The organism is Arthrobacter sp. PvP103, from assembly GCF_017833075.1.
Classification (GTDB): domain Bacteria; phylum Actinomycetota; class Actinomycetes; order Actinomycetales; family Micrococcaceae; genus Arthrobacter.
Map to the genome: position 1 here is coordinate 295,403 of NZ_JAFIBQ010000001.1, position 22,119 is coordinate 317,521.

Sequence of the window (22,119 nt, forward strand, 5' to 3'; positions counted from 1 at the left end):
TGCTCGTGTTTGTGCCTCGGCAGATCAGGCCTTCGTGGCGCCGGGATCTGCCTTCTTTGCCTCGGGCTTGAAGTCGACGCCGGCCTCCTTACGCTGCTGCGCGGTGATCGGCGCAGGAGCCTGGGTCAGCGGGTCGTAGCCGCCGCCGGACTTCGGGAAGGCGATGACGTCGCGGATCGACTCCACGCCGGCCAGGAGTGCCACTACGCGGTCCCAGCCGAAGGCAATGCCGCCATGCGGCGGAGCGCCGAACTTGAAGCCTTCCAGGAGGAATCCGAACTTCGTCTCGGCATCTGCCTTGTCCAGACCCATGAGCTCGAAGACACGCTCCTGGACATCACGCTCGTGGATACGGATGGAGCCGCCGCCGATCTCGTTGCCGTTGCAGACAATGTCGTAGGCGTAGGAAAGCGCGGACTCCGGGTCCTTGTCGAACGAATCCATGAATTCCGGCTTGGGCGAGGTGAAGGCGTGGTGGACTGCGGTCCACTGGCCCGCACCTACGGCGACGTCGCCCGAGGCCACTGCGGCTGCGGCGGGTTCGAACATCGGCGCATCCACGACCCAGCAGAACGCCCAGTCGGCGGGGTTGATCAGGCCGGTGCGGTGTCCGATTTCGACGCGGGCGGCACCGAGGAGGGCACGGGAAGGCGTCTTCTCGCCGGCGGCAAAGAAGATGCAGTCTCCGGGCTTGGCGCCGACGGCGTCGGCGAGGCCGGCACGCTCGGTATCCGTGAGGTTCTTGGCTACGGGACCGGCCAGTTCGCCGTCTTCCTTGAAGAGGACGTAGGCGAGGCCCTTGGCCCCGCGCTGCTTGGCCCATTCCTGCCAGGCGTCCAGCGCGCGGCGTGCCTGCGAGGCCCCGCCGGGCATGACCACTGCACCGACGTAGGGCGCCTTGAACACGCCGAAGTTGGTGTCCTTGAAGAACTCGGTGAGCTCGGTCAGCTCCAGGCCGAAGCGGAGGTCCGGCTTGTCTGAGCCGTAGCGTGCCATGGCATCCGCGTAGGTGATGCGCTGGATGGGCGTCGGGATCTCGACGTCGATCAGCTGCCACAGGGCTTTGACGATGCTTTCGCCGAGCGAAATGATGTCATCCTGCTCGACGAAGCTCGCTTCGATGTCCAGCTGGGTGAATTCCGGCTGGCGGTCCGCGCGGAAGTCCTCATCGCGGTAGCAGCGCGCGATCTGGTAGTACTTCTCGAACCCGCCCACCTGCAGGAGCTGCTTGAAAAGCTGCGGGGACTGCGGCAGCGCGTACCAGGAACCCGGCGCGAGGCGTGCGGGGACCACGAAGTCGCGGGCGCCTTCCGGCGTCGAACGCGTGAGCGTGGGTGTTTCGATCTCCACGTAACCGTCGCGGTGGAGCAGTTCGCGCGCCACGCGGTTGGCCTCGGAGCGCAGGCGCATGTTACGGGCGGGGCCCGGGCGGCGCAGGTCGAGGTAACGGTGCTTGAGGCGGGCTTCCTCGCCCACCTCGACGTGCTCGTCGATCTGGAAGGGCAGCGGATCAGAGGTGTTGAGGATGGTCACCTTCTCGGCGATAACCTCGATCTGGCCGGTGGCCAGCGCCGGGTTTTCGTTACCCTCCGGACGCTGCGACACCGTACCGATGACCTGCAGGACGTACTCATTGCGGAGTCCGTGGAAGACCTCTTCTTCGCGGACGACCACCTGGGAAACGCCCGAGGCATCGCGAAGGTCAACGAATGCCACACCACCGTGATCACGACGCCGGCCCACCCAGCCGGCAAGGGTTACGGTTTGTCCAATGTGCTCGGAGCGAAGGGATCCGAGGTCATGTGTGCGCAGCACAGCACGCCTTTCTTAGGGAGACAGCAGGAATACAGAGATGATGTTGAATGGGACCGTTAGGGAACAGTCCCGTTCGAGTTTACCCGTTGGAGAGGCTTTACATCCGCCATGCAGACCCATCAGCGGCTCCAGCGCCGGCTCGGAGTGTTTGACGCCACCGCAATCGGGCTCGGCTCAATGCTCGGCGCCGGCGTGTTCGTCGTCTTCTCCCCTGCCACCGCACTGGCCGGCCGGCTCATGATCGTTTCCGTGCTCATCGCCGGCGCGATTGCCTACTGCAATGCCGTTGCCTCCGCCCAGCTGGCCGCCAAATACCCGGCCAGCGGAGGCACCTACGTTTACGGCCGGAAACAGCTGGGCGAATGGCCGGGATTTATTGCCGGCTGGGGTTTTGTCACCGGGAAGACAGCATCGTGCGCGGCCATGGCCCTGACTTTTGGCTACTACGTGGCCCCGGATTACGCCACGCCCGTGGCCGTTGCAGCCGTAGCAGTGCTCACGGCAGTCAACCTCATGGGTATCACCCGCACAGCGCTGCTGACCAGGGTCCTGCTCGGCATTGTTCTCGCCACCCTGGTGTTTGTCGCGGTTGCGGGCGTGATGGGCCCCCACCCGGGGCCCGGCGTGTCGGCGGAAAGCCCCGGCAGCGGTTGGGGAATCCTCCCGGCCGCCGGTCTGATGTTCTTTGCCTTCGCCGGGTACGCCCGGATCGCTACGCTGGGCGAGGAGGTCAAAAATCCCACCCGCACCATTCCGCGGGCGATACTGGCCGCACTGGCCGCTGCCTTCGTGATCTATCTGGGACTCGCCGTCCTGCTGCTGTGGCACCTGTCCCCGCGGCGGCTGGCTGGATCCGTGTCGCCCCTGCTGGACGCCGTAGCCTTTTCCAGCCTCAGCGCCGGCAGCCCGCTGGTTCAAGCCGGCGCAGCCGCCGCATGTTTGGGGGCCCTGCTCGCGCTCATTACCGGAGTGGGCCGCACGGCGCTGGCCATGGCCCGGGAGCGGGACCTCCCCGCTCCCCTGGCCCGGGTGGGCGGACGGCACACTGTTCCGATCGTCGCTGAGCTCTCCGTGGCCGCCGCGGTGGTTGCCCTGCTCATCACCACGGACGTCCTCACCGTGGTGGGGTTCTCCAGTTTCGGCGTGCTGATCTACTACTCCGTGACCAACGCCGCCGCCTTCACCCTGACCGAACGACCGGCATCCGCACCCCGATGGATGAACGCTGCGGGATTCGCGGGGTGCCTGCTCCTGGCCGCTACGCTGCCGTTTGCCTCCGTTGCGGGCATGGCAGCAGTGCTTGCCGCCGGGATTGCCGGCCGGTTCCTGGTACTGAGGTTCCGGAAGCGGCAGCCCAGGCCTTAAGGCCGCTCAGGCCTTGAGGATCCGGACGTGCAGGTCCTCTTCGGCCGGCGTCCAGGAAGCGGGGTCCGCGTCTGTCTGTTCGCCGGAACGGATGTCCTTCACCTGGTGCTTTCCGTCATCGTCTGTGAACCAGACGAACGGGATGCCCCGGCGGTCGGCGAACTTGATCTGCTTGCCGAATTTTTCCGCTTTGGCGGCCACCTCGGTGGAGATTCCGCGGGAGCGCAGCTGCGCGGCGACGTCCTGGGCCGCGCCCCAGCTGTCGTCGTTGTTCAGGGCGACTAGCACTGCGGTCGGCACTGATCGCGTGGCCTGGGCCAGTTCCTGGCTCAGGATCCTTGAGACGAGACGGGTGACGCCGATGGACAGGCCGACGCCCGGGAACTTCCGGTTTCCCTTGCTTGCCAATGCGTCGTAGCGTCCGCCGGAGCAGATGGAGCCAAGCTGCTCGTGGCCCACCAGCACGGTTTCCACCACGGTTCCGGTGTAGTAGTCAAGGCCGCGGGCGATGCTGAGGTCCGCCACCACCTTGCCCGGCGCACGCTGGACCGCGGCGGCAATGACCTGCTCCAGCTCATTCAGGCCCTCCTCCAGCAGCTCGTCCTTCACGCCCAGGGCACGGACCTTCTCAACGAAGGAAGTATCCTCGGTGCGGATGCCGGCCAGGCTCAGGGCGGCCTGCGCCTGTTCCTCGGAGGCTCCCAGCTCAGTCTTGAGGAGGTCGGCCACCTTGGCAGGACCGATCTTCTCGAGCTTGTCGATGCTCCGCAGGACTCCGGCGGTATCCGTCAGTCCGATCCCGCGGTAGAAGCCTTCGGCCAGCTTGCGGTTGTTGATGCGCAGGCGGAAGTCCGGAATCGGGAGGGCGCTGAGGGCTTCAGCGATCACGAGGGCGATTTCGACGTCGTAGCGGAACGGCAGCTCGCCGTCGCCCACGATGTCGATGTCCGCCTGCGTGAATTCGCGGGCGCGGCCTTCCTGCGGCCGCTCGCCACGCCACACCTTCTGGATCTGGTACCGGCGGAACGGGAAGGCGAGGTATCCGGCGTTTTCGACGACGTACCGGGCGAACGGCACCGTCAGGTCGAAGTGCAGGGCCAGGGAGTGGTGGTCGCCCTTGGCGGCCCTAGAGTCCTCTTCGTCCTCCTGCAGGCGGCTGAGGCCGTACACCTCTTTGTCGATTTCACCCTTGCGGAGCAGCTGGCCCACCGTTTCCACGGCACGGGTTTCGATCGAGGAGAAGCCGTGCAGCTCAAAGACCCGCCGCAGGGTGTCCAGCACATGCAGCTCCACCAGCCGCTCCTCGGGAAGCCACTCGGGGAATCCGGACAGGGAGGCGGTGCGTGCCATGGTGGATTTTCTCCTCAGGTAACAGAAGGCTGACGTCCCTTACCCGGTATTCCGGTTCCGCCATGCGATCAAAAGCGGCGGTTAGGGCGGGAGACCAGCCAGTCATGCATAAACTATGTGCGGCAGTCAGTTTATGCTTTCGGCGCCGGCAACTCTAATGGAGCGGCCCGGAGCACGCCTGCCGCTTGCTGCCGGACACCGGACGTCGCCCATGGCCCGTTCGGCTGGCCGGCCCGACAACCAGGAGGACTTTTGGCGGCCAGTTCACGGAGCGCCCGCGAGGCAAAGCGGCGCATCCTGCAAATGGAAGCGAAGCGCGAGCTGCGGCGGCACCAGGAGAAGCGCCGCAGGCGCGACAATATCATTGCTGTCAGTGCCGGCGCCGCTGCCGTGGCACTCGCGATCGTCCTTCAGCTCACTGTGTTCGCCGGTAACCCCTCCGAGGAGGAGTACGCGGCCGCGCAGGCAGGCCTGACCAGCCCTTCGGCGTCGCCCGCACCGTCGGCCACGAACGGTCCCAACATCCCCAAACCGGAGACCGCGGCTGGCAAGGTGTTCACCGGCGAGCTCAAGCTGAACAGCGGCACCCTGGGCGTTGAGCTGGACGGAACGAAGGCACCGCAGGCAGCAGCGGTCTTCAAGTCCCTTGCTGACGAAAGCTATTACAACGGCATCAGCTGCCACCGGCTGACCACGGGCGAAACGTTCGGCGTCCTGCAGTGCGGATCGAAGACCGGTGACGGGCAGGGCGATCCCGCGTACACCTGGGGCCCGCTTGAAAACACGCCGGCGGACAACAACTATCCGGCTGGAACGATTGCAGTGGCGCGGACCGGCGGCAATGCCTACGGGAACGGTACGCAGTTCTTCATCGTCTATAAGGACACCGTCATCCCGGCCGATGAAGCCGGCGGATACACAGTGGTGGGCAAGGTGACCTCCGGCCTTGATGTGGTAACCAAGATCGCCGCCGGCGGTATTAAGACGGGCGGAAGCGCAACAGACGGCGCTCCTGCGGAACCAGTCACGATAGACTCGTTCTCTCTGAAGTAACCAGCCTCGGCCTCCACGCTGCGGGTGCTGGTATTTCCCTCCAAGCGAAAGACTTTTAGCGGTGACAGACAGTCAGAAATCCGACGAAACAGTAACAGCCTCCGAAGAAGCCGAGACCGTGGCTCAGGTGGTTGACGACGCACAGGCAGCTGGCAACGACGCAGCTCCCGAGGCTACGGCAGAGGCGCAGTCCGGTACCCAGGAAGTTTCCGCAACGGAGGCCGAGGCACCCGCCGAAGACGCCCCCGCGGCCGAGGCACCCGCTCCGGCTCAGGCCGACGACGACGCCGCGCAGGCTCAGGCCGCCGACGACGCCGCGCAGGCTCAGGCCGCCGACGACGCCGCGCAGGCTGAGGCGCCCGCGGCCCCGGCACCGCGTCCGGCGGCCCGCCCGGCGCCCTCACCGGCAGCGTTCGCCGCGCGGCCGAAGGCAGCGTCCTCGCCTGCAGTTCCCGTCCCCGCTCCTGTTTCCTCGGCTGCCTCCCTGGCCGAAGCCGCACGCTGGGGCCGCGTAGAAGGCGACGGCCACGTCTTCCTGACCATCGACGGCGAAGAACACCCCGTGGGTCAGTACCCGGACGTCAGCGACGAGGAAGCCCTCGGCTACTTCGCCCGCAAGTACGATGACGTGGTGGCCCAGATTGTCCTGCTCGAACAGCGGGTGGGCTCCAAGGCCCCCACCACCGACATGCAGAAGACCGTGACGCACCTGCGCGAGCAGCTGGCGGAACGCAACATGGTGGGCGACCTCCGCGCGGCCGAAGCCCGTCTCGATACGCTGTCCACGCAGATCGCCGAACTCGAGAAGGCCGAAAAAGCCGAACACGACGCCGTGCGCGCCACCGAGCTGGCCGCACGGGAAGCGATCGTTGCAGAAGCGGAAGAAATTTCCGGCCACGACCCCGCGCAGATCCAGTGGAAGACCTCCAGCGCCCGCATGAACGAGCTCTTCGAAAGCTGGAAGGCGGCACAGAAGAACGGCGTGCGGCTGGGCCGCAGCAACGAGGACGCCCTCTGGAAGCGGTTCAGGGCAGCACGGACGGTCTTCGACCGCCACCGCCGGGCCTACTTCTCCCAGCTGGACAGCAATAACTCCGCAGCCAAGGCCGCGAAGGAAAAGCTGATCGCTGAAGCCGAAGCACTGTCCACCTCAACGGACTGGGGTTTCGCCGCAGGTGAATACCGGCGCCTGATGGACGAATGGAAGGCCTCACCGCGGGCCAGCCGCAAGGACGACGACGCACTCTGGGCCCGCTTCCGCGCCGCCCAGGACGTGTTCTTCACCTCACGCCAGGCAGCCAATGACGAGATCGACCAGGAGTACGGTGCAAACCTGACCGTGAAGGAAGCGCTCCTGGTCGAGGCGAACGCCCTGCTGCCCATCAAGGACCTGGGTGCCGCCAAGAAGGCCCTCCAGTCCATCCGTGACCGCTGGGAGGAAGCCGGCAAGGTTCCCCGCGCGGACATGGGCCGGATCGAAGCCGGGCTTCGGAAGGTGGAGGACGCCGTCCGACAGGCCGAAGACGAAAACTGGAAGCGGTCCAACCCGGAGACCAAGGCGCGGACCAACAGCGCACTCTCCCAGCTGGAAGCCGCCATCGCAGGGCTGAAGGAAGACCTCGCGAAGGCGGAGCAGGCTGGCGACCAGCGTAAGATCAAGGCCGCCCAGGAGGCCCTCGAGGCCCGCCAGGCATGGCTTGACCAGATCTCGCGCTCGGCCAGCGAACTGGCATAGTCGCGCAAGCTTAACGTACAGGCCCCGTTCCGGTTATCCACATAACCGGAACGGGGCCTGTACCGGTTTAAGGCCACAGGAAAAGATAGCTGAATGGCTACCTCGTCCCCCGTCCCCGCCAATTCCCGGTCTGCAGCAGCGGGGCGCACAGATATCGGTTCCGTAGAACTGTATTCACCCGGCCGAGTGTTCTCCTGGCCGGAACTGCAGGCCATGGCTGCAGACGGCATTCTGAACCAGCTGTATCAGCGCGGCTACATGCTCCCCGGAACTGCCGCCACGCCCCAGCTGCGCGCCCGCGCGGCGTCCTTCGCCGTTCCGCCGGCGATCCGGCAGCGGGTAGTTGCGGGGCGAATGACGGCGGCGTGGATCTACGGCTGTGCCGGGGAGCCGGATCGGCTTGCGCTCCTGGTGGATGCCACCCGGCGTGTCTCCAGCCTGAGGTCGACCCGCGGCTGCACCCTGCACGAAGTGCGGCTCGGTCCGTTTGACGTTGTCAGCCTGGGCGGCCTGATGGTTTCCAGCCCGCTGCGGACCGCACTGGATATCGCACTCCACGTCGACGCAGAGCGGGCGCTGCCGGCCCTCAGGAGAATGCTGGCAACCCCTGAATTGGACGTCAGGCTGCGGCTCCTGACCCTCGCGGTCGACGCCACTCCCCGGGTTCCGCACAAGAAGGCGGCACTGGAAAAACTCGCTGCCCTGCAGGCCCAGCCCGGCTAGCCGCACGCCTCGCGGGAAGCGTAGCGGTCGGCGCGGCCGGCAGTCAGCTGCGCCGGCGGTTTCCGGTTGTGCGGTACACATCGAACACGCCGTCGATGCGCCGCACGGCACTGAGCACGTGGCTCAGGTACTTGGGATCGCCCATTTCAAAGGCGAACTTCGAGATGGCCACCCGGTCAGTCGAGGTGTGCACACTGGCGGCCAGGATATTCACGTGGTTTTCGGAGAGGATGCGGGTGACATCGGAGAGCAAGGACTTTCGGTCCAGCGCCTCCACCTGGATCTCGACGAGGAAGACGCTGGACTGGGTAGGCGCCCATTCCACCTCAACGATCCGGTCCGGCTGGTCTTTCAAGTCCGACACATTCGTGCAGTCCGTGCGGTGAACCGACACTCCGGAGCCCCTGGTCACGAATCCCAGGATGGGATCCGGAGGGACCGGCGTGCAGCACCGGGCAAGCTTGACCCACACGTCGCCCACGCCCCGGACAATCACGCCGGAGTCGGAGTACTTCGTCTTGCTGACCTGAGTGGGGATGCTGACCTCTGTCAGGTCATCCTCCGGGCCCTCATTGCCGCCAAGGGTCTCCACAAGCCGTTCCATCACGGACTGCGCCGAGGTGTGCCCGTCGCCCACACCGGCATAAAGTCCGGAGATGTCCACGTATTTGAAGTGCTCGGCCACTTCGGCGAGGGCGTCATGGGTCATCAGTCGCTGAAGTGGAAGGTTCTGCTTGCGCATCGCCTTCGTCAGGAGTTCCTTGCCGCGGTCGATGGCTTCTTCGCGGCGCTCCTTGCTGAACCACTGCCTGATCTTGTTGCGGGCGCGGGCGCTCTTAACAAAATGCTGCCAGTCCTGGCTGGGGCCGGCGCCTTCAGCCTTGGAGGTGAAGATTTCCACCCAGTCGCCATGGTTGAGTTCACTGTTCAGCGGAACCAGCTTGCCGTTGACCCTGGCACCGATGGTCCGGTGGCCCACTTCAGTGTGGACGGCGTAGGCGAAGTCCACGGGGGTCGATCCGGCCGGCAGTGCCATGACCTCGCCCTTGGGCGTAAACACAAAAACTTCGCGGGCGTTGATTTCAAACCGCAGGGAGTCCAGGAATTCGCCCGGATCGGACGTTTCCTGCTGCCAGTCCACGAGGGACCGCAGCCAGCCCATGTCGCCGTCACGGGGGCTTCCGGGGCCGGCGGCCGTCCTGTTCGGCTGGTCCTTGTACTTCCAGTGCGCCGCGACACCGTACTCGGCTCGGCGATGCATTTCGTGGGTGCGGATCTGGATCTCCACCGGCTTGCCGCCGGGCCCGATGACCGTGGTGTGCAGGGACTGGTACATGTTGAACTTGGGCATCGCGATGTAGTCCTTGAACCGCCCCGGGAGCGGGTTCCAGCGCGAATGCAGCGTGCCAAGGGCTGCGTAACAGTCACGGACGGAGTCCACCAGGACCCGGACGCCCATGAGGTCGTTGATATCGTCGAAGTCCTTGTCGCGGACAATCATCTTCTGGTAGATCGAGTAATAGTGCTTGGGCCGGCCCGTGATGGTGGCCTTGATCTTCGCGGTCCGGAGATCTTCGGTGATCTGGTTCCGGATAACGCTGAGGCTCTTCTCACGCTCCGGGGTCCGGTCCCCCACCATGCGGACTATTTCCTCGTATACCTTCGGGTACAGCGCTGCGAAGGACAGGTCTTCGAGTTCCCACTTGATGGTGTTCATACCGAGCCGATGGGCCAGCGGCGCGAAAATTTCAAGCGTCTCGCGCGCTTTCCGTGCCGAGGACTCCGCCGAAACGAAGCGCCAGGTGCGGGCATTGTGCAGCCGGTCGGCGAGTTTGATCATCAGCACCCGGATGTCCTTGGCCATCGCCACGACCATCTTCCGGACCGTTTCGGACTGCGCGGCTTCGCCGAAGCTCACCTTGTCCAGTTTTGTTACGCCGTCAACGAGCATGGCCACCTCGGGACCGAAGTCCCTCTTGAGGTCCGCCAGCGTGTACGGCGTATCTTCAACCGTGTCGTGCAGGAGGGCGGCTGCCAGCGTCGTGCCGCTCAGGCCCAGTTCCGCCAGGATGGTGGCCACCGCGACGGGGTGCGTGATGTACGGATCGCCGCTCTTGCGTTTCTGCCCCCGGTGGCTCTGTTCCGCCACGACGAAGGCACGCTGGATGAGGTCGAAGTCCTCTTTGGGATTGTTCGCCCTGACGGTGCGGAGCAACGGTTCGAGGATGGGTGAATACGTCGCCGTGCCGCGGCCGGTCAGGCGGGCGAGCCTGGACCTGGTGCGTTCGCGGCGTCCGGGGAAGGTCGGCCGGAACCCGGAACTGTCAACCGGCACACCTGCGTCCGGGCGCCCGGACGCTACCAGACCGGTCTGCGGACCCTGGCCCGGACCTTCACCACCGTCGGCCGTTGGCGCCGACGTCGAACGTTCTTCCAATGAAGCACCCCTCACGACCCGTTAATTATCCCAGTCTATTCCCGCGGCAGGGCACTTCCGTAACCGGAACTCAGATGCGAAGGGCCGGACCCCGTCATGAATGACGGAGCCCGGCCCTTCAGGCGCGGACGGTTCAGGCTGTTGCGGTCTCCGTCGCGGCCGCTTCCTTGGCAGCAGACTCTGCCCGGCGGCGTTCCACACGCTCAGCCTGCTTCACCAGCTGCGGTTCGCCCTGGCGCAACCAGGCATATAGCGGGGCCGCGATGAAGATGGTCGCCGCGGTGCCGATCAGGATGCCGACGAAGAGGGCAAGCGAGAGATCACGCAGGGTACCTGCGCCCAGGAGGCCGGCGCCGATGAAGAGAATGGCACCCACGGGAAGGATGGCAACCATCATCGTGTTGATGGACCGGACGAGCGTCTGGTTGACGGCCAGGTTGACCTCCTCCGCAAACGTACGGCGGGTGGAGGCGTCAATGTCGGCCGTGTTCTCGCGGATCTTGTCGAAGACCACCACCGTGTCGTACAGCGAGTAGCTGAGCACCGTCAGGAAGCCGATGATAGCCGACGGTGTGACTTCGAAGTCGCTGAGTGCGTAAACGCCTGCAGTGATGAACATGGTCACGAGCATGCCCACCAGCGCGGAAAGCGACATCTTCCAGGTGCGGAAGTAGAGCGCCATCAGGACCGCCGCTATGACAACGAAGATCACCAGGCCCAGAAGTGCCTGCTTGGTGACGTCAGCACCCCAGGTCGGTCCCACGAACGTGGAAGTCACCTCGTTGTCCGTGACACCGTAGGCGGTGGTCAGCCCTTCCTTGATCCGGAGGGTTTCGTCATCGGTGAGCTTGTCCGTCTGGATCCGCATGGTGTTGCCGGCAACGTTGGCTACGCGTGGAATACTGCCCTCCACGACGTCCTGGACGGCCTTCTCGCCGAGGGACGCCTCCGTGGTCTTCACATTGGAAACGGTGAATTCCGACCCGCCCCGGAACTCGATGCCGAGGTTGAATCCGCCCTTGGCCACCGGGAGGAGGATGGACAGCGCCACGGCGACGGCCGCAATCAGGAACCAGATCTTTTTGGCGCTGACAAAGTTGTACGAGCGCTTGCCCGTGTAGAGCTCATTGCCGAACGTGGCAAAATTCGTGGTCATTTACTTGCCCTCCTTGGTCGTGCTCTTGGAGGAACCGGCAAGCTGCTCCTGCTTTTCCGCGAGGCGGCGTTCTGCGATGGTCATCCTGCGCTCAGCTTCGGCGGCTGCTCCGGTGTTCTTGGCGCGCACCACGGCCGGCTTGTCCTCCGGCGTGCGGAGCCTGCCGGCACCACGGTAGAGAGGCACGGCGCCGAGCCGCTTCGGGTCAAGGCCGGAGAACTTATGGCCCTCGCCGAAGAACTTGGTGCGGGCCAGCAGCTGCAGGGTCGGGTGGGTGAACATGAACACGACGATGAGGTCGGCGATGGCCGTCAGGCCCAGGGTGAAGGCAAAACCGCGCACGTTGCCTACGGCCACGAAGTAGAGGACCAGGGCTGCCAGCAGGTTCACAGCCTTCGACGCCAGGACGGTGCGCTTGGCACGCTTCCAGCCGTTCTCCACGGCGGAGACCAGCCCGCGGCCTTCGCGCAATTCATCGCGGATTCGTTCGAAATAGACGATAAAGGAGTCGGCTGTCTGGCCGATGGCCACGATGAGGCCGGCGACGCCGGCAAGTGACAGCCTGTAGTTTTCAGTCCACCCCAGGATGGCAATGGCCAGGTAGGTCAGCGCACCTGCAACCACGAGGGAGAAAATGGTGACAAAACCCAAGGCCCGGTACTGGAAGAGCGAGTAGACCACTACCAGGAGCAGGCCGATCACGCCTGCGAGCAGGCCCATCCGGAGCTGCTCACCGCCCAGTGTCGCGGAAATCTGCTGTTCGCTCTGGATCTCGAAGCTGATGGGGAGCGCGCCGAACCGGAGCTGATCGGACAATGCCTTCGCGGTATCCTCCGTGAATCCGCCTGTGATCTGGGGACGGCCGTCCGTGATCACCGCAAGTGAACGCGGTGCGGAGATGACCTGGTCATCGAGGACGATTGCGAACTGGGCCTTGGGATCGTTGCCTGATTCGCCGCCGGCCGCCACGAAGAACTGGTACAGCCGTTCCGTGACTTCCTTGAACTTGGCGGTGCCGGCCTCATCGAACTGGATGTTTACTGCCCATTCGTTGGTAACAGCACCCTGTGCACCCTGCTGCAGCTGGAAGGAGGAGGACTTGATGTTCGAGCCCTTTACTTCCACCGGACCCAGAATGTACTTGATGGCCGGGGACGTGGCCGTCGCAGGCTCACAGGTCACCAGCGGCTTGGCAGGATCCGAGCGCTCCTGCTTGTCCTGTGACGGGTTGTCGCAGTCCAGGGTCTCAAACTTCTTGTAGACCTCTGGCGTAACCCAGTTGACGTCGCTGCTGTTGGCCGGCGCGGCCGTCGGCTTGGGCAGCTTGTCTTCCGGCGTCTGTGATTCCACGGGTACTGCGGCGCCGGGACCGGCCTGGAGAACCGGCCGGAAGTTCATGTCGGCCGAGGCCTGAATGAGGGCGCGGGTCTCTTTGGAAGGCGTACCCGGGAGGCTTACCACCACATTGCGGCCTGACTGCGTGCTGATTTCAGCTTCCGCCACGCCTGAGCCGTCAACGCGCTGGCGAATGATCGCAACGGCCTGGTTGAGCTGATCCTCATTGATGTCCGAACCGCCTTCGACCTTGGGCGCCAGGATCATCTGGGTTCCGCCTTCAAGGTCAAGTGCTAGCTTGGGTGCCCAGCTGGCCTGGCCGGAAATGGAGCCGCCGGCGAGCACGGCAGTCATGACGGCGAGGATAACGCCGAGCCAGACCAGCACTCTGAGTGCTGAGTTTTTGGGGCCAGTACGTGCCATTGTCGATCTTTCTATTGTTTACGGAGGAGCCGCCGGGGTGAGCTGGGCTCACACACCGGCGGCAGCCCGCGGCCGTCGTTAGTTCTACGTAGCGGGACTTGGCGGAAGCGCCAGGTTAGCTGTCTTTCTTGCCTTCGTCGTTGAGACGCTTCAGTGATTCTTCCGGGGTCTCGTTAACAGTCTCGGCGCGGTCGGCGTCGTGCCCGGTCAGGGAGGAGGCGTCGTCCGGAACGACGGCAGGCTCGTCGTGCGCTGCAACCGGCTCAACGATCTTGGTGACGGCCTGACGGTGCACTGTGGCCAGGTTGCCCGGGGACAGTTCGATGACGACTTTGTTTTCGTCCTCGTCGATGGAAACGATGCGTCCATAAAGGCCGAAGCTGGTCATGACCTCGACGCCCGGAGCGAACTGGGACTGAAGCGATGCCTGCTGCTGCTGGGTCTTCTTGTTGCGGCGGAACATCATGAAGATGAAGAGTCCGAGCATCACGAAGAGCAGGATGGTCATGATGTCGATGCCGCCGCCGGCCTGCGGCTGGGTCTGGGCAGTAATGTGTCCGAACACAGGAAGTTTCCGTTCTGTACTTGCGTAGCTGATTTACAGCAACGTCGGCTTCGTTTCGGCCCACCCGGCAGAAAACCATGCCCAGCCAACGGCGGCCGGAGCCGCCCACAGAAACAAAGACCCGAACGTGCCGAGCGTCATACCAGTCTAAAGGGAAAGTCAGCCGGACGCTGCTATTGCCCGTTGGGCAGCCACTCCGCCACCGGCTCGACGCCGAGGTCTTCCACTTCGAAAAGCGCCAGCGCCTCCTGGCCGAACACCCCTTCCGGAACCGCATAGCCAAGGTGCGTCCAGGCCGGAGCCATGGCGATCCGCCCGCGTGGCGTCCGTCCCAGCAGGCCCTCACGGACAAGGTAGGGCTCAGCCACGGTTTCCACCGTTTCCGGTTCCTCCCCCACCGCAATGGCCAGCGTGGACAGCCCCACCGGGCCGCCGCCGAACTTGGTGATCAGGGCTTCGAGGACGGAGCGGTCCAGCCGGTCCAGGCCCCTTTTGTCCACTTCGTACATGTCCAGCGCGGCCGACGCTGTCCGGGCATCGATTTGCTCGATCCCGTGGACAAGCGCCCAGTCGCGGACACGGCGGAGCAGGCGGTTCGCAATGCGGGGCGTGCCCCGGGACCGGCCCGCTATTTCGCTGAAGCCCGCCGAATTGACCTTGAGGTCCAGCAGTCCGGCCGAACGCCTCAGGACGAGCTCCAGCTCCTCTACGGAGTAGAACTCCAGATGGCCCGTGAACCCGAACCTGTCCCGCAGCGGTCCCGGAAGGAGCCCGGCACGGGTTGTGGCGCCCACGAGCGTAAACGGAGGCAGCTCGAGGGGAATTGCGGTGGCGCCGGCGCCTTTGCCCACCACGATGTCCACACGGAAATCCTCCATGGCCATGTACAGCATTTCCTCCGCAGGACGGGACATCCGGTGGATCTCATCCAGGAACAGGACTTCCCCCTCCGACAGCGAGGAAAGGATGGCGGCGAGGTCGCCGGCGTGCTGGATGGCCGGACCACTGCTGATCCGCAGCGGAGCATTCATCTCCGCGGCGATGATCATGGACAACGTGGTCTTGCCGAGGCCGGGCGGGCCGGAGAGCAGGACGTGGTCGGCACTGCGTCCGCGCATCCGCGACGCTTCCAGCACAAGCGACAATTGCTTGCGGACACGGTGCTGGCCGACGAAGTCGTGCAGGTTCTTGGGACGGAGGGCCGCCTCGATGACCCTCTCCTCGGGCTCCTCTCCCCCGCCCACCAGGGAGGAATCAGCCACGGCTGCCTACCCGGTTGCCCGCACGCGCGCCGTCCTGGCCCAGCCAGCGCAGCGTGGCGCGCAGGATTTCGGCCACCTGGCCGCCGGCTTCGAGCTCCGGGGAGTCGGAGAGCGCCTTGTCGATGCTGGACGTGGCGTCCTTTTCGGACCAGCCAAGGCTCGTCATTGCCGCCACCACCTGCGGCTTCCACGGCGCGGAAGCGGCGGCTGCGGGCGCTGCCGCTGCACCGGTCCCGTGGGGCACCAGTTTCCCGGCGAGTTCCAGGACAATCCTGCCGGCGACCTTGGGGCCGATCCCCGGGACCTTCGTGAAGGCCTTTCCATCACCGGTGTGCGCAGCCACGCGGATTGCCTCGGGATCATGGACAGCAAGCACGGCCAGGGCCAGCCGCGGTCCGACGCCGCTGACGCTGAGCAGGACATCGAAGACCTCGCGCTCATCGTCGCTGGAGAACCCGAACAGCGTCAGTGAATCCTCACGCACGATCAGGGACGTGAAGAGCTTGCCCTCTTCGCCGGTGCGCAGCCCGCTGAGGGTCTGGGGCGTGGCGTTAACGCTCATGCCGGCGCCGTTGAGGTCGATCACGGCGGAGGACAACCCGACGTGCGCTACGGTTCCGCGGAGAAAACTGATCAAGGCCGGGCTCCTGGGTCTACAGCAAAAAATGCAGCCGGCGCGAAAACCGGCTATCCGAACATATCTACGAATACCCTAGCAAGGGGTCCGGACATTCACCGTGCACGGCGCGCCTTGGCTTCCGCCTCGGCCCACGCGCGCTGGGCCGGGGTCAGCGACTGGCTGCCCGGTCCGGTGGTGGCTATGGCAGCTCCGCTACCGGCCCGCCACGCATGCGTGATGGCCAGCGCCAACGCATCGGCAGCGTCCGCCGGGCGGGGCGGGGCATCCAGGCGGAGGATCTTGGTGACGAGTTTCGTGACGGCGTCCTTATTGGAGGTTCCGCTGCCGGTGACGGCCGCCTTGACCTCCGACGGGGTGTGCAGGGCGACGGGGATGCCGCGCCGGGCGGCGGCTGCAATCACCACGCCGGACGCCTGGGCAACCCCCATCACAGTGCTGACGTTCAGCTGGGAGAACACCCGCTCCACGGCAAGGACGTGGGGTTCGTAGCGGTCCAGCCAGTCGTCGATGGACGTGGCGATCAACAGCAGCCTCTGGTCCAGGCTCTCATCCGGGGACGTTCCCACCACGCCGACTGCCACCATGGTGGCGCGCCGGTTCTTCTCGACGTCCACGACGCCGATGCCGCAACGGGTGAGGCCCGGGTCGACTCCCAATACTCGGAGGGTCAAGGCCGGGCCTCAGTTTCACAGCTGGGCTGCGGGATCACTCGGCTTCCAGTGCGGCCTGCACTTCGTCGCTGAGGTCGGCATTACTGTAGACGTTTTGCACGTCGTCGAGCTCCTCCAGTGCGTCCACCAGCTTCATGAACTTCTTGGCGGCGTCGAGGTCAAGCGGAACCTCCATCGAAGGAACGAACTCAGCCTCGTCGGTGTCGTAGTCGATCCCGGCGTCCTTCAGGGCGTCGCGGACGGCCTGGAGATCCTTCGGGTCCGAGTGGATCTCGAAGGTTTCGCCGTTGTCCTTGACTTCCTCGGCACCGGCGTCCAGGACGGCCATCAGGACGTCGTCCTCGCTGAGGCCGTTCTTGGGCAGGGTGACTACGCCCTTGCGGGAGAAGAGGTAGCTGACGGAGCCGGGATCGGCGATGGTGCCGCCATTGCGGGAGATGGCGAGGCGGACCTCGGACGCGGCACGGTTCTTGTTGTCCGTGAGGCACTCGATGAGCAAGGCCGAGCCCTGCGGGCCGCGGCACTCGTACATGATCTCCGTGTAGTCCACGACCTCGCCGGTGAGGCCGGCGCCGCGCTTGATGGCGCGGTCGATGTTGTCAGCGGGGACCGAGGTCTTCTTGGCCTTCGTGACGGCGAGTTCCAGGCTCGGGTTGCCCGCGAGGTCCGGGCCGCCCATCCGGGCTGCGACTTCGATGTTCTTGATCAGTTTGGCGAACGACTTTGCCCGGCGGCTATCAAGGATGGCCTTCTTGTGCTTGGTCGTCGCCCATTTGGAGTGGCCTGACATGCTTTACGCTTCTCCTCTGATCATTCGAATAAACAGTTCATGCACGCGCTTCTCCCCCGTCACTTCCGGGTGGAAGGAGGTGGCCAGCAGGTGGCCTGAACGCACTGCAACAATTCTAGCCGTCCCCTGCAGCGCGGCCGCATGCGAAGCATGCGCCGGATCCGCCGGCTCCACCTGCGCCAGGACCTCCACGCCGGGGCCCACGCGCTCCACCCAGGGGCCGCGGATGAACACCGCGTGCACCGGGGCGACACCGGAACCGGTGTCACTGAAGCCGAGTCCCTTGAACTCCAGGTCGGTTTCGAAGGACTCCCGCTGCCGGCCGAAGGCGTTGCGGCGGACGGTGATGTCCAGTCCGCCGAACGTCTGCTGGGGATTGCCGGCCAAGTCCGTGGCGGGGTCCGCGATCTCGTCGGCGAGCAGGATCATGCCGGCGCACGAGCCGTACACGGGCAGTCCTTCGGCGATGAGCTTCCGCAAGGGGTCCGCGAGCTCGAAGGCCCTGGCCAGCTTGTCGATCGCGGTTGATTCGCCGCCGGGAATGATCAGGCCGTCGATGCCGTCGAGTTCGGACGGGCGCCTGATCCCGATGCCGGTGGCGCCGGTTGCTTCTGCGGCGCGCAGGTGCTCCCGGAAGTCGCCCTGGAGGGCCAGGACACCGATTCGCAGGCCCGCACCCGCGCGGGAATTGTCCGTGGAAGGGGGGTTGGTCATCCCATCAGCATAGTGGCCCCCGCGGCCGGAGGCTTGCCGGAACAGGCTGGCCGGCCCGCTTCCATGCCTCGACTGGGATATATTACAGAGCATGCTTTACATCAGCGTTCCGCTCGGCAAGCTCGTCCGCCGGGTCTCCCGGCTCAGGGGCGGAGGCTCTGCCCTCCCCGGCCTTGTGGTGGAGAAAATCGACCCGGGATTCATGCAGCGGACACTGTCCACGCTCCCGTTGGGCGTCGCCGTCGTCAGCGGAACGAACGGCAAGACGACCACTACCAAAATGGTGGTGGAACTGCTGGAGAGCCAGGGGCTGAAGGTCTTTACGAACCGCACCGGAAGCAACTTCACCCGCGGCGTGGCTGCGGCTTTGCTGGGCGACGTCGACTGGCGGGGCCGGCTGAAAGCGGACATCGCTGTGCTGGAGCTGGATGAGGCGCACGCCGTCCACTTCGTCAACAGGGTTCCGCCGCGCTACAGCCTGCTGCTCAACGTCCTTCGCGACCAGCTGGACCGCTTCGGCGAGATCGACAAGACCGCCCAGCTCCTGCAGCACATCGCTTCAAAAACCACCGGAACTGTGGTCCTGAACCGCGAGGACCCCCGCGTCGCCCGGATCGCCGACACCCTGGACGGACCGGAGGTCCGCTACTTCGGGCTCGACGATTCCTTGCTCAGCACGTTCCCGAACGACGACGACCTGCGCGCCGGCCCCGGCAGCCCGCTGCCGGCAATGCCCGAAAAGCCGCACGCCGACGTCGTGCTTCGCCGGGTAGGGACGGACGACGCCGATTTTGAGTACGACGGCGCCACGGTCACCACCGGGATGAAGCTCCGGGGGGTCTACAACATCTTCAACGCGGCGGCCGCGCTTGCGCTGGCCCGATGCATCGCCGGAAACGGCGCCACCCCGACGGATCATGACGGCCTGCTCAAGGCCCTGTCACAGGTTGCGCCCGCCTTCGGCCGGGGGGAAAGCCTGGTGGTCGACGGCCTGCCCCTGGACCTGGTGCTGGTCAAGAACCCCAGCGGTTTCCGCCTGGGCCTGAAGTCCTTCCCGGCCGGAGGCTACGCCACCATGGTGGCCATCAACGACAACTATGCCGATGGCCGCGACATGTCCTGGCTTTGGGACGTGGAGTTCGACTCGCTGCGTGAAGGCGGCGTGGACCAGTTGACCGGCTCCCGGGCCTACGACATGGCCCTGCGGCTGCAATACGACGACGTTGCGGTCGGTGCCGTCAATCCGGAGATCGCGCCTGCCCTCGCCGCCTTTATCCAAGGTGCCAAAGGCAAACCCAAACGCATCTTCTGCACGTACACCGCAATGCTGGCCATCCGCCGCGAGCTCTCCAAAATCACTACCGTGGAGGTGGTCTCATGAGCAAGGGAACCATCCGTGTCCTGCAGCTGTACCCGCGCGACATGAACATCTACGGCGACTGGGGCAACGCGCTGGTACTCCAGCAGCGCCTGCGCTGGCACGGCTACACCCCGGAACTCCTCGAATACAACGTCGGCGACGAGTTCCCTGCCGGCGTCGACCTGATCGTGGGCGGAGGCGGCCAGGACAGCGGCCAGCTGGTCATCCAGGACGACCTGCTCTCCCGCGAATCCACGCTGAAGGAACTGGCGGAAGCCGGGACGCCCATGCTGCTCATTTGCGGGATGTACCAGCTCTTCGGGAAGTTCTTCAAAACCCGCACGGGATCGGTCATTCCCGGCATCGGCGTGCTGGATGTGGAAACCCACGGAACCGACGAACGCCTGATCGGGAACGTTACGGTGTCTTCTCCCGAGTTCGGCGACGTCCTCGGCTACGAAAACCACAGCGGACAGACGACGCTCGGCCCCGGAGTGCGGCCCCTTGGCAGTACCCCCAAGGGCATCGGCAATAACAGCAAGGACGGTCAGGAAGGGGCACGTTACCGGAACATCGTGGCCAGCTACCTCCACGGCTCGCTCCTGCCGAAAAACCCTGCCATTGCCGACTTCCTGATCCGCACCGCCGTCGAACGCAAATACGGCAGCTTCACGCCGGGTGCGCCGGATGACCGCTACGCCGTGATGGCGCGTGAACACGCCGCACGGCGGCCACGCTAGGGGTGCCGGCCGGTTCGCGTCCGCCTGCCTTTCCGCCCCGAACGCCGGTGACGCTTTGTGACCGGCAGCAAACCGGTCCGTGGGAAACTGGTCCCATGGACACCGCAGCTGCCAGCTTCCCGGAACACCTCCGCAATCCGTCCCATCCCCGCGATCCAGGGGACGCGTGGGTCGAAGGCGCAATGGGCAAGTTCTGGGGCCGCTTCGGATCGGCAGGCCTCCTGGTGCAGGATCCCGCCAAAGGCATCCTGCTGCAGCACCGGGCCACCTGGAGCCACCACGGCGGCACCTGGGGCCTGCCCGGCGGGGCACTGCACCAGGGCGAAGACGCCATTACGGGCGCCCTGCGCGAAGCCCACGAAGAAGCGGCCGTGCCACCGGACAACGTCCGCGTCCTCTTCACGTCCGTGTTCGACGTCGGATACTGGTCATACACCACCGTGGCGGTGCGCGTCGTGGAATCCTTCGAACCGGCCATCAACGATCCGGAGAGCATCGAGCTGAAGTGGGTCCCGGCCGGTTCCGTTGAAGACAGGGAACTCCACCCGGCGTTCGCCTCGGCCTGGCCTGAGCTGTGGCGCCGGCTGGCGCACCCTTAGTGATCCGCTGACTGATTCTCTGCCTGGTACCCTGAATGGTTTCTCTGACGGCGTAGCACTGGCCGGAGTAGTGGCGCGGGCATAGCCGTTGACATAGGTAGGCACCATGTCAGGAGGCACACCATGGCGGCAGCCGGCAGCGGGATCAACGGAGCCGACACTATTGAAGACCCGCTGGATTCCTATTCCGCAACAGTCATCCGCGTCGCGGAAACCGTCACCCCGCACGTAGCCGCCGTCGAAATGGCCGGCACGGGCCGCAACGGCGGATACCGGGTTGGCGCGGGGTCGGCCGTCCTGTTCACCTCCGACGGCTACCTGGTGACCAACGCGCATGTGGTGGGCTCCGCGGGAAAGGGGCACGCGGTGTTTGCCGACGGCACCCGGACGGCTGTTGAAGTGGTGGGTGCCGATCCCCTGTCCGACCTCGCTGTTGTCCACGGCAAAGCACCCATGGTCCGGCCGGCCGAATTCGGCGACGCCGAACTCCTCAAGGTCGGGCAGCTGGTGATCGCTGTCGGTAATCCGCTGGGACTCTCGGGCTCCGTGACCGCAGGGGTGGTCAGCGGCCTCGGCCGTTCCATCCCGGTGTGGTCGGGACGCAACCGGCGCGTGATCGAGGACGTCATCCAGACCGACGCCGCGCTTAATCCCGGCAACTCCGGAGGGGCCCTGGCCGACGCACGGGGCAGGATCGTGGGCATTAACACGGCGGTCGCAGGAGCGGGACTGGGTTTGGCGGTTCCTATCAACGCGACGTCACGCCGGATTATCGCCTCCCTCCTCTCCGACGGGCGGGTCCGGCGCGCTTACCTGGGACTCGTGAACACTCCCCTTCAACTTCCGGTCAGCTCGGTGGTCCGCACCGGCCACCGGGATGGGCTGCTGGTTGTCGAAGTGCTTCCCGGATCACCTGCCGAACGGGCGGGCCTCCGCGCCGGGGACGTGCTGTTGAGCGTGGGGCGGAAATCCGTTTCGAACGCGGAAAGCCTCCAGAAGCTGCTGTTCTCGGAGGCCATCGGGGCACCATTGGACATTTCGGCGCTCCGCGATGGAAAAGAATTCCACGTTGTGGCCGTACCGGAGGAAATGAGCGCCCCGTAACATTACGGGTGATTGACGACCCCGCCCGAGCCGAATGGGCCGTGCGGCGCGCAAACACACCAGGGGCGCGTTGAAAACGTGTCCCAAGTCGACGATATCGCAGTTTCGAAAGTAATAAACCCCTGCTCCTATTCGGGTCCCGGCCGTCGCGCTATCGTTGTTCGTGAACACACCCTCCACCCACATGGACGTGGCGGACCGGTGTTGTTCCGGCACTACAGGCCGGCCACCGGACACCGTTACCGGAGCCGGGATTGTGGATATTGGGGTAGGCACGGGGGG

Annotated in this window: 19 protein-coding genes; 8 read left to right on the forward strand and 11 right to left on the reverse strand. The window is 65.3% G+C overall.

The features are described 5' to 3' along the window. Positions 1 to 24: 24 nt before the first annotated feature. Positions 25 to 1,815, reverse strand: a complete 1,791-nt coding sequence (gene aspS, locus JOE41_RS01365; protein WP_011692135.1) for an aspartate--tRNA ligase — start codon at positions 1,813 to 1,815, stop codon at positions 25 to 27. Positions 1,816 to 1,923: 108 nt separating this feature from the next. Here aspS and JOE41_RS01370 point away from each other — a divergent pair, with 108 nt between their 5' ends. After that, positions 1,924 to 3,180, forward strand: a complete 1,257-nt coding sequence (locus tag JOE41_RS01370; RefSeq protein WP_209750471.1) for an APC family permease — start codon at positions 1,924 to 1,926, stop codon at positions 3,178 to 3,180. 6 nt (positions 3,181 to 3,186) lie between these two features. Here JOE41_RS01370 and hisS read toward each other — a convergent pair whose 3' ends face one another. Beyond that, positions 3,187 to 4,530 (reverse strand): histidine--tRNA ligase, encoded by a 1,344-nt coding sequence (gene hisS, locus JOE41_RS01375; RefSeq protein ID WP_011692137.1) that lies wholly within the window; start codon positions 4,528 to 4,530, stop codon positions 3,187 to 3,189. Between the two features lie 252 nt (positions 4,531 to 4,782). Here hisS and JOE41_RS01380 point away from each other — a divergent pair, with 252 nt between their 5' ends. The 3 genes from JOE41_RS01380 to JOE41_RS01390 all read left to right on the forward strand — a co-directional run bounded on the left by JOE41_RS01380 (position 4,783) and on the right by JOE41_RS01390 (position 8,041). Further along, a complete protein-coding gene (locus JOE41_RS01380) occupies positions 4,783 to 5,583 on the forward strand; it encodes a peptidylprolyl isomerase (protein WP_011692138.1) in 801 nt (266 codons plus the stop codon). Between the two features lie 61 nt (positions 5,584 to 5,644). Continuing rightward, a complete protein-coding gene (locus JOE41_RS01385; protein ID WP_209750472.1) occupies positions 5,645 to 7,318 on the forward strand; it encodes a DUF349 domain-containing protein in 1,674 nt (557 codons plus the stop codon). Between the two features lie 93 nt (positions 7,319 to 7,411). Continuing rightward, positions 7,412 to 8,041 (forward strand): type IV toxin-antitoxin system AbiEi family antitoxin, encoded by a 630-nt coding sequence (locus JOE41_RS01390; RefSeq protein ID WP_011692140.1) that lies wholly within the window; start codon positions 7,412 to 7,414, stop codon positions 8,039 to 8,041. A 43-nt stretch (positions 8,042 to 8,084) separates the two neighbouring features. On the opposite strand, the gene JOE41_RS01395 is transcribed toward JOE41_RS01390, so the two are convergent. From JOE41_RS01395 to pdxT, 9 genes are all read right to left on the reverse strand, one after another. Continuing rightward, entirely contained in the window at positions 8,085 to 10,478 is a 2,394-nt protein-coding gene (locus JOE41_RS01395) for a bifunctional (p)ppGpp synthetase/guanosine-3',5'-bis(diphosphate) 3'-pyrophosphohydrolase (RefSeq protein WP_011692141.1), read from the reverse strand. A 133-nt stretch (positions 10,479 to 10,611) separates the two neighbouring features. Beyond that, entirely contained in the window at positions 10,612 to 11,634 is a 1,023-nt protein-coding gene (gene secF, locus JOE41_RS01400; RefSeq protein ID WP_011692142.1) for a protein translocase subunit SecF, read from the reverse strand. Then, positions 11,635 to 13,392 (reverse strand): protein translocase subunit SecD, encoded by a 1,758-nt coding sequence (gene secD / locus JOE41_RS01405; RefSeq protein WP_011692143.1) that lies wholly within the window; start codon positions 13,390 to 13,392, stop codon positions 11,635 to 11,637. It lies immediately after the preceding gene. Positions 13,393 to 13,507: 115 nt separating this feature from the next. Continuing rightward, the gene (yajC, locus tag JOE41_RS01410; protein WP_043430739.1) at positions 13,508 to 13,900 is read right to left on the reverse strand and encodes a preprotein translocase subunit YajC; all 393 of its coding nucleotides are present in this window, start codon (positions 13,898 to 13,900) and stop codon (positions 13,508 to 13,510) included. A gap of 230 nt (positions 13,901 to 14,130) precedes the next feature. Next, positions 14,131 to 15,219 (reverse strand): Holliday junction branch migration DNA helicase RuvB, encoded by a 1,089-nt coding sequence (ruvB, locus tag JOE41_RS01415; protein ID WP_011692145.1) that lies wholly within the window; start codon positions 15,217 to 15,219, stop codon positions 14,131 to 14,133. After that, positions 15,212 to 15,856: a Holliday junction branch migration protein RuvA gene (gene ruvA, locus JOE41_RS01420; RefSeq protein WP_011692146.1), complete on the reverse strand. Its 645-nt coding sequence runs from the start codon at positions 15,854 to 15,856 to the stop codon at positions 15,212 to 15,214. The genes ruvB and ruvA overlap by 8 nt, the downstream gene beginning before the upstream one ends. Positions 15,857 to 15,951: 95 nt before the next feature. After that, positions 15,952 to 16,530: a crossover junction endodeoxyribonuclease RuvC gene (gene ruvC, locus JOE41_RS01425; RefSeq protein ID WP_011692147.1), complete on the reverse strand. Its 579-nt coding sequence runs from the start codon at positions 16,528 to 16,530 to the stop codon at positions 15,952 to 15,954. A gap of 34 nt (positions 16,531 to 16,564) precedes the next feature. Then, on the reverse strand, positions 16,565 to 17,320 hold the full coding sequence (locus JOE41_RS01430; RefSeq protein ID WP_011692148.1) for a YebC/PmpR family DNA-binding transcriptional regulator: 756 nt from the start codon (positions 17,318 to 17,320) through the stop codon (positions 16,565 to 16,567). A 3-nt stretch (positions 17,321 to 17,323) separates the two neighbouring features. Further along, the gene (gene pdxT, locus JOE41_RS01435) at positions 17,324 to 18,034 is read right to left on the reverse strand and encodes a pyridoxal 5'-phosphate synthase glutaminase subunit PdxT (protein WP_209750474.1); all 711 of its coding nucleotides are present in this window, start codon (positions 18,032 to 18,034) and stop codon (positions 17,324 to 17,326) included. Positions 18,035 to 18,125: 91 nt separating this feature from the next. Here pdxT and JOE41_RS01440 point away from each other — a divergent pair, with 91 nt between their 5' ends. The 4 genes from JOE41_RS01440 (at position 18,126) to JOE41_RS01455 (ending at position 21,837) form a co-directional block, all read left to right on the forward strand. Next, positions 18,126 to 19,415 carry a Mur ligase family protein gene (locus tag JOE41_RS01440; protein ID WP_011692150.1) on the forward strand — a complete coding sequence of 430 codons (1,290 nt, stop codon included), beginning with the start codon at positions 18,126 to 18,128 and terminating at the stop codon, positions 19,413 to 19,415. After that, on the forward strand, positions 19,412 to 20,134 hold the full coding sequence (locus JOE41_RS01445) for a type 1 glutamine amidotransferase (RefSeq protein ID WP_011692151.1): 723 nt from the start codon (positions 19,412 to 19,414) through the stop codon (positions 20,132 to 20,134). The genes JOE41_RS01440 and JOE41_RS01445 overlap by 4 nt, the downstream gene beginning before the upstream one ends. Before the next feature lie 95 nt (positions 20,135 to 20,229). After that, the gene (locus JOE41_RS01450) at positions 20,230 to 20,733 is read left to right on the forward strand and encodes an NUDIX domain-containing protein (protein WP_209750477.1); all 504 of its coding nucleotides are present in this window, start codon (positions 20,230 to 20,232) and stop codon (positions 20,731 to 20,733) included. A gap of 123 nt (positions 20,734 to 20,856) precedes the next feature. Then, positions 20,857 to 21,837: a S1C family serine protease gene (locus JOE41_RS01455; protein WP_209750479.1), complete on the forward strand. Its 981-nt coding sequence runs from the start codon at positions 20,857 to 20,859 to the stop codon at positions 21,835 to 21,837. Positions 21,838 to 22,119 lie beyond the last annotated feature (282 nt).